The sequence below is a fragment of the Amycolatopsis ruanii genome, from assembly GCF_003385175.1.
GTDB classification, from domain to species: Bacteria; Actinomycetota; Actinomycetes; order Mycobacteriales; family Pseudonocardiaceae; genus Amycolatopsis_E; species Amycolatopsis_E thermalba.
In genome coordinates this window covers 22,322-29,440 of the sequence record NZ_PQHY01000080.1, presented here as the reverse complement: position 1 = coordinate 29,440, position 7,119 = coordinate 22,322, and the positions used below count along the sequence as shown (strand labels likewise).

The window sequence follows — 7,119 nt, the reverse complement described above, 5'->3', positions numbered from 1 at the left end:
CGCCCCCGCCACGCCGGATCACCCGGCCCGCCCCGCAGGCGCCGGAGCACCTCGGCCGCCTCCCCGGCGATTCCGACCGTCGCCGGGTACACCCGGCCCAGGGCGGCGGGGTCGACGTCGATCTGGATGTGCCGCTCGGGCAGCGCCAGGTGGTAGTGCCTGGTCTCGTTGGACCGGAAGTGCGTGCCGATCGAGATCAGCAGGTCGGCCTCGGCCAGCAGGTCCTCCGCCGCGGTCGCGAAGTTGCCCACCACCAGCTCGTGGTCCTCGGGCAGCGTGCCCCGCCCGGAGTTGCTCGTGAACACCGGCGCCCGCAGCCGCTCGGCCAGCTCCCGCACCTCGTCCCGCGCGCCCACCGCGCCACCGCCGGCCCAGATCACCGGCCGACGCGCCGCGGCGAGCAACTCTTCCGCCCGGGCCAGCGCGTCCTGGTCCGGCGACGGCACCGGCGCGGGGGTCTCCGGACCGCGGGCGGTGAACGTGTGCCGCGCGTACTGCAGGTCGATCGGCCACTCCACACTGGATGGTCCACAGGGGATCGACACGGCGTGCCGGACCGCCTGCCGCAGCACGTCCTCGGCGTCGGCCACGGAGGAGATGGTCGCCGCGTGCTTGGACACCGCCGTGAGCATGCCCAGCTGGTCGCGGGTCTCGTGGATGACCCCGCGCCCCTGCCCGAGGTAGGGCGAGTCGATCTGCCCGGTCACGTGCAGCACCCGGCTGCCCGCGGTCAGCGCCTCCACGAGCGACCCGGCCGCGTTGCCCGCGCCGGTGCCGGTGCTGGTGATCGCGACGCCGAGGCCGCCCCGGGCGCGGGCGTACCCGTCGGCCGCGTTGACCGCCGCGGCCTCGTGCCGCACCGGGACGAACCGCAGCCGCGCCGCGATCGCCTCCACCAGCGGCAGGTTGTGCACGCTGACGATGCCGAACGCGGTGTCGACGCCGTTGTCGATCAGGATCTGGGCGAGCAAGTCCCCGCCGTTGCCGTGTTTCACGAGTGTCTCCTCAGACGTATCGGGCGACGCCGCCACCGACATCGAGGGCGGAACCGGTCACATAGGACGCGCGTGGCGACAGCAGCGCCACGATCGGGAAGGCGACCTCGCCGGCGGTGCCGAGCCGGCCGAGCGGGATGCCGCGGTCCTCGGCCAGCTCGCGGGTCCAGTCCTCCCACGACCGGGAGGTGCCGGACTGCTCGTACCGGCGCCGCCACTGCCCGGTGTCCACCAGGCCGAGGCACACCGAGTTGACCCGCACCTGGGGCGCCAGCTCCGCGGCCAGCGTCTTGGACAGGTTCAGCAGTGCCGCCCGCGCCGCCGAGGTCGCGGCGAGCTGGGGTTCCGGCTGCCGCGACAGGATCGCGTTGACGTTGACCACCGCCGCACCCGGCCGCAACCACGGCTGCGCGGCGCGGACCACGTGCAGCACGGAGAAGATCTTCAGGTGCAGCTCGTCGCGCCACTGCTCGTCGCTGGTCTCGGCCAGCCGCGCCATCAGCGAGCGGCCGGCGTTGTTGACCACGCCGTCCAGCCCGCCGAACTCCTCGCCCGCGCCGGTGACGAACCGCCGCACGTCGCCGGCGTCGAGGACGTCGCAGGCCGCGGTGTACAGCCGGGCGCCGGACGCGCGGGGCAGATCGGCGAGCGCCTTCTCCAGCCGCTCGCCGTCCCGCGCGCACGCGGCGACGTGCGCGCCCTCCGCGAGCAGCAGCGCGGCGGTGGCCAGCCCGACACCGGAGCTGGCGCCGGTCACCACCACCGCCCGCCCGGAAAGTCGCAGGTCCATGAAAGCTCCTAGTGGCAGACGAATCCGCCGTCGACGACCAACGTTTGCCCGGTGATGAACGACGCGGCGTCGGAGAGCAGGAACTCCACCGCGCCCACCACGTCACCCGGTTGCTGCGCCCGGGTCAGCGCTCGCCCGTCCGCGTAGAGCTGGTGCCGTTCGCGGGGCACCCGCTCGGTGGCCTCGACCTCGGTCAGGCCCGGCGCGACCGCGTTCACCGTCACCCCGTCCGGCCCGGCGTCGCGGGCCATGGCGCGGGTCATCGCGATCACCGCGCCCTTCGACGACACGTAGTGCACCAGCCGCGGCGGCCCGAACAACGCGACGTCGGAGGCGATGTTCACGATCCGCCCGCCGGTGGCCGCCAGCTGCGCGTACAGGGCACGGGCGACCAGCCACGGACCGCGCGCGTTCACCGTCATCAGCCGGTCCCACGCCTCGACTTCGAGGTCGGCGAAGTGCTTGCCGCCCACGCCGTCGGCCATCGCCGCGTTGTTGACCAGCCCGTGCAGCGGCCCGATCTCCGCGACCCGCTTCGCCAGGTGCGCCACCGAATCGGGATCGGCGACGTCGGTGTCGATGCGGTGCACGGTCCGGCCGCGCTCTTCCAGCTGCGCCACCCCGCGGGCGGCCCGCTCCGGATCGCGCTCGGCGACCACGACCTGCGCGCCGGACGCGCCGAGGGCGTCGGCGATCGCCCAGCCGAGCCCGCGCCCGGCGCCGGTCACCACGATCAGGCGCATCGCGCGGCCTCCACTTCGGACAGGAACTCCAGCAGGACCTCGTTGAACTCGTCCGGGCACTCCTGGTTGGCCGCGTGCCCGCCGCCGATCACGCGCAGCCGCGCGCCCGGGATTTCCCGCGCCAGCAACCGGCTCTCCGCGACGCCGGTGACCTGGTCGTCCGCGCCGACCACCACCAGCGTCGGCACGCTGATCCGGCCGAGCAGCGGACCGTGGTTGGTGGTGGCCATCGACTCCGCGGCCGCGCGGTACCCGGCCAGGCGCACCCGGGCCATGGTCGCCTCGACCTTCGCGCGGGTCGCCGGATCGGAGCTGAGCCGCGGCGCGCGCCGCCGCGCGAACTCCGCGGCGCCCACCTCGGCCAGCTCGTCCACCCGCACCCGCATCCGCGCGGCGGCCTCGGGGCTGGTGCCGGAGCCGCGCGTCGAATCGGCCAGGGTCAGCGACCGCACGGGGTGCTCCAGCGCGAGCCGGGTCGCGATCACCCCGCCCCACGACACGCCCACCACGTGCGCGGGCTCGTCGAAGATCCGCGCCGCCTGCTCGGCGTACCAGCCGATGTCGGCCCGCTCCGGATCGGGCGAGTCCCCGTAGCCCGGCGCGTCCCAGGCGACCACCCGGTGCCGCTTCGACAGCACGTCCACCTGCGGCTCGAAGGACGCGCTCGACCCGCCGATGCCGTGCAGCAGCAACACCGGAGTCATCGGAACACCACCCGCGGCTCGGCCAGCGCGGCGATCGCGCCGAGCACCGCGTGCGGCACGACCTCGCTGCTCGTCGGAGTCCGCGGCGAGGGCCGGTTGCGGATCTCGAACCGGTACGACCCGGCCGGCCCCTCAGCGGTGATGACGTGCGAGGTCAGCTCCGCGGCCGGATCGGCGATCACCGCCGCCTCGACCACGTCCCAGTCGCCCGCGGCCAGCGCCACCGAGGCCGCCACGTTCGCCGACTTCGGGAACGCCGCGGTCACCTCGCGGGCCGGGCCGCGCATCAGCTCGACCGGCTCGGCGGTGGCCCGCAGCCGCTCGGCCTGACCGTCGGGCATCCACGGCTGCACCAGGTTCGCGGCCAGTTTCGTGGTCTCGATCGTCACCCGGGACAGCGGCGCCATCCGGGCCGCCGCCCGCAGCAGGTCCAGCCCGCCGATCGCCCCGGTGGACAGGTGCAGCTCACCCGGTCCGGCGGACAGCAGCTTCGCCAGCAGGGCGTCGTCGGCCAGCGCGCCGACCGACACGACCAGCAGGTCCCGCCCGGCGGCCAGCACCTGAGGTCCGACCTCCGCCAGTGCGCGCTGCCCGGCCGCCTCGACCACCAGGTCCGAAGTGGACAGCAGCTCGTCCAGCGACACCACCGGCAGGTCCGCGGGCCCGGCTGGGTCCACGACGCCGGAGAGCGTCGCACCCGGCACGGTCCCGTCGCGCAGGGCGCGGGCGACCACGCCGCCGATCGCGCCCTCGCCGATCACCCCGGTCCTCATCCCTGCCACCACGCCGAGTAGCCGGGGTCGGGCACGCCCGCCATGTGGGTGCGGACGTCCTTCGACGGCGGGCCCGCGGTGCCCCACAGGTCGGACAGCTCGGGCGTGCGCCGCCACACCCGGCACAGCCACGCGTCCTCCACCACCTGCTCGACCTCGGAGGTGTACTCGCACACCAGCCCGGCCGGGTCGGCGAAGTAGCCGAACGTGTTGCTGCCCGGCCCGTGCCGCCCCGGGCCCCACAGCGGGGTGATCCCGTTGTGCCGCAGCCGCCCGATGCCGCGCATGAAGTGGTCGATCGAGGCCATCTCGTAGGCGACGTGGTTGACCGACGCGAACGGCGCCTGGTTGAACGCGATCACGTGGTGGTCGGCGTTGCAGCGCAGGAACGCCATCTGGTGCTCGGACCAGTCGGAGATCCGCATGCCGAGCACGCGCGTGTAGAACTCGCAGGCCGCGTCGATGTCGGCGGTGTTGAGCACGACGTGCGCCAGCTTCCGCGGCACCGCGGGGTGCCCGTCCGGATCGTCCGGGGTCACCGCGAACACGTCCGCGGACAGCTCGATCAGCCTGCCCTCCGGATCGGCGAAGCGCAGCCCGTAGCCGCCGCCGACCTGGTCCAGCTTGCCGGGCTCGGTGACCAGCGGGATGCCCTGGGCGGCCAGGCGCGTGGCGGCCTCGTCGATCTCGCGGGGCGTGGCGATCGCGAAGGCCACCTTGCCGAGCGCGTTCTGCTCGGCCTGCTGCAACTGCAGCACGTGGTGTTCGCTGCTGGTGCCGCGCAGCCACACCGCGCCGGTGTCCTGCTCGACCTGCCGCAGCCCCCACACCTCGCGGTAGAACTCGCCCGCGTCGGCGCACGCGGTGGAGCGCAGGGTCACCGACCGCAGCGCCCGCAACCGGACGACGGGTTCGGACATGGTGTCCTCCAAGGGAAGTTGTCAGGCGACCGGGACCGGCGGGGCGGTCGCGGGCTCGGTCAGGCGGGCCACCTGTTTCGCGGCTTCGGCCTTGAGCAGGCGCCGCATGCGGACCAGCGCGATGTCGTGCTGGTAGAGGTTTTCCCGGTCCCACGCGTCGGCGGGCATCGCCTCGGCCATTTCGCGGTCCTGCTCCAGCACCGCGTAGTGCCGGGCCTCCAGCCGGTTGCGGTAGAGGAAGCGCCAGCTGTCCCGCTCCCAGCCGGACACCTTGCGGCAGCGCCAGAAGAACCCGGCGTGCCGGTTCTCCGAGATCGCGCACAAACCGGCGACGATCGAGAACGGACCGCCCGGGCCGGCGGTGTCGGGGTACGGGATGTCGAGGGTGACCCAGTCGGCGCCGCCGTGAGTCAGCTCCACCCAGTCGAAGTTGACGCCGCGCTGGTCGGTCTTCTCGAACACGAAACCCTTGTCGGTCGCGCGGATCTGGAAGACCGCCTCGCGCTTGCCGGCGAACATGGTGTGGCTGTTGCGGTGCAGGAACGCGCCGTGCATGGGGTCGAGCAGGTTGTCCAGCGAGTACAGGTAGGGCGCGTCCCATTCGACGTAGCAGAGGAACTGCGACCACTCTCCCCCTGCGATCGGCTCGGGCACCTCCAGCGGGGCCGGCGGTGCCGATTCGTCGACCCCGAACCAGGCGAAGATCGCGCCCGCGTGCTCCTCGGCGGGGAACGTCCGCAGCACGCGGCGGCCCTCCAGCGCGCAGCCCGGGCTGCCCGGCACGGACACCACCGTGCCCTCGGCGTCGAGCTGCACGCCGTGGTAGTTGCACGCGATCCGGTCGCCCATGTGCACGCCCTGCGACAGCCGCGCCCCGCGGTGCGGGCAGCGGTCCTCCTGGACGTGCACGGTTCCCGCGGCGTCTCGCCACAGCAGCAGCTGCTCGCCCGCGCGGTCGATCCGGACGAGTTCGCCGGTGCGCACGTGGTCCGACGGGCACAGCGGGTACCAGCGGTCCCGCAGCCCGAACGTCAGCAGGCCCTCGGGGGTGTGCAAGGGGTTCACGCGTGGTTCTCCGTTCCGCTCAGGCGGGCCAGTTCGGCGGTGAACGACGACTCGGTCCAGTCCTCGCCGCCCGCGGGGCGCACCCCGGAGGAGTTGAGGGCGGCCACGACACCGGGCAGGTCGTGCACGCCGCGGCCGTAGATCGCCTCGAGTTCGTCGCCGAACGCGTTCTCGTAGCTGGAAGGCATGTCCTCAGTCCTCCACGTCCAGGACGAGCTCGGCCGACCGGCTGCGCGACACGCAGATCAGCATCGTGCCGCCGGCCGCCTTCTCGTCGTCGCTCAGCAGGAAGTCGCGGTGCTCCGGTTCCCCGGAGAGCACCTTGGTCTCGCACGTGCCGCACACCCCTTCCCGGCAGGAGTTCGGCACGGACACCCCCGCCCCGGCGAGCGCGTCCAGGATGGACACCCCGGCCGGAACCGGCACGCGTCGCCCGGACCCGCCGCACACCACGTCGAAGCCCTCGTCAGGGGTGGGCGGGGTTGTTGTGGGCGCGCGGAACCGCTCGACCCGCAGCATCGAGGTGTCCGGGAGCGCGGCCTCGACCGCGGCGATGAGCGGTTCCGGGCCGCAGCAGTAGACCAGCGTGCCCGGACGGAGACCGGCCAGCTCCGCGGCCAGGTCCGGCGGTCCGCCGTGCTCGTCGTCGGCGTGCACGCGCACCCGGTCCGCGGGCAGGTCGCCCAGGAAGGCCATGCTCGCCCGGGATCGTCCACAGTAGAGCATGCTCCAGTCGGAATCCCGCTCTTGCAGGCGGTCCGCCATCGCCAGCAGGGGCGTGATGCCGATGCCGCCCGCGATCAGCAGGTGCGCCCGCGCGTCTTCGAGGGCGAAGTTGTTGCGCGGCCCGTCGATCTCGATCAGCGTGCCGGGCGTGAGGCGCTCGTGCACCCACGCGCTGCCGCCGCGGGAGGACGGCTCGCGCAGGACGGCCACGGTCCAGCTGTGCCCGTCCGCCGGGTCGCCGCACAGGGAGTACTCCCGGACCAGCCCGTTGGGCAGGTGCAGCGACAGGTGCGCGCCCGGCTCCCACGCCGGCAGGGCCGCCCCGGCGGGGTCGCGCAGCTCGACGCGCACGACCCCGTCGGCCAGCCAGGTGCTCTGGTGAACTCGTACCGTCCGGGGCATG

9 protein-coding genes are annotated in these 7,119 nt (G+C 73.8%); all 9 read right to left on the bottom strand.

The window, feature by feature from the left end:
• The coding region (locus tag D0D28_RS29805) for a thiamine pyrophosphate-binding protein (RefSeq protein ID WP_275895929.1) at positions 1-995 on the bottom strand (995 nt) is incomplete at its 3' end.
• A gap of 10 nt (positions 996-1,005) precedes the next feature.
• Positions 1,006-1,785, bottom strand: a complete 780-nt coding sequence (locus D0D28_RS29800) for an SDR family oxidoreductase (RefSeq protein WP_116114323.1) — start codon at positions 1,783-1,785, stop codon at positions 1,006-1,008.
• 8 nt (positions 1,786-1,793) lie between these two features.
• Positions 1,794-2,528: an SDR family oxidoreductase gene (locus D0D28_RS29795; protein ID WP_116114321.1), complete on the bottom strand. Its 735-nt coding sequence runs from the start codon at positions 2,526-2,528 to the stop codon at positions 1,794-1,796.
• A complete protein-coding gene (locus D0D28_RS29790; RefSeq protein ID WP_116114319.1) occupies positions 2,519-3,232 on the bottom strand; it encodes an alpha/beta fold hydrolase in 714 nt (237 codons plus the stop codon). Before D0D28_RS29790 ends, D0D28_RS29795 begins: the two co-directional genes overlap by 10 nt.
• Entirely contained in the window at positions 3,229-4,005 is a 777-nt protein-coding gene (locus tag D0D28_RS29785; protein ID WP_240323414.1) for an aspartate dehydrogenase domain-containing protein, read from the bottom strand. Before D0D28_RS29785 ends, D0D28_RS29790 begins: the two co-directional genes overlap by 4 nt.
• Positions 4,002-4,925 carry a VOC family protein gene (locus D0D28_RS29780; protein WP_116114314.1) on the bottom strand — a complete coding sequence of 308 codons (924 nt, stop codon included), beginning with the start codon at positions 4,923-4,925 and terminating at the stop codon, positions 4,002-4,004. The genes D0D28_RS29785 and D0D28_RS29780 overlap by 4 nt, the downstream gene beginning before the upstream one ends.
• Before the next feature lie 21 nt (positions 4,926-4,946).
• Entirely contained in the window at positions 4,947-5,990 is a 1,044-nt protein-coding gene (locus D0D28_RS29775) for an aromatic ring-hydroxylating oxygenase subunit alpha (RefSeq protein ID WP_233157235.1), read from the bottom strand.
• Positions 5,987-6,178, bottom strand: a complete 192-nt coding sequence (locus tag D0D28_RS29770; RefSeq protein WP_094005242.1) for a recombinase-like helix-turn-helix domain-containing protein — start codon at positions 6,176-6,178, stop codon at positions 5,987-5,989. Before D0D28_RS29770 ends, D0D28_RS29775 begins: the two co-directional genes overlap by 4 nt.
• A gap of 4 nt (positions 6,179-6,182) precedes the next feature.
• On the bottom strand, positions 6,183-7,118 hold the full coding sequence (locus D0D28_RS29765) for a PDR/VanB family oxidoreductase (protein WP_116114312.1): 936 nt from the start codon (positions 7,116-7,118) through the stop codon (positions 6,183-6,185).
• Position 7,119 lies beyond the last annotated feature (1 nt).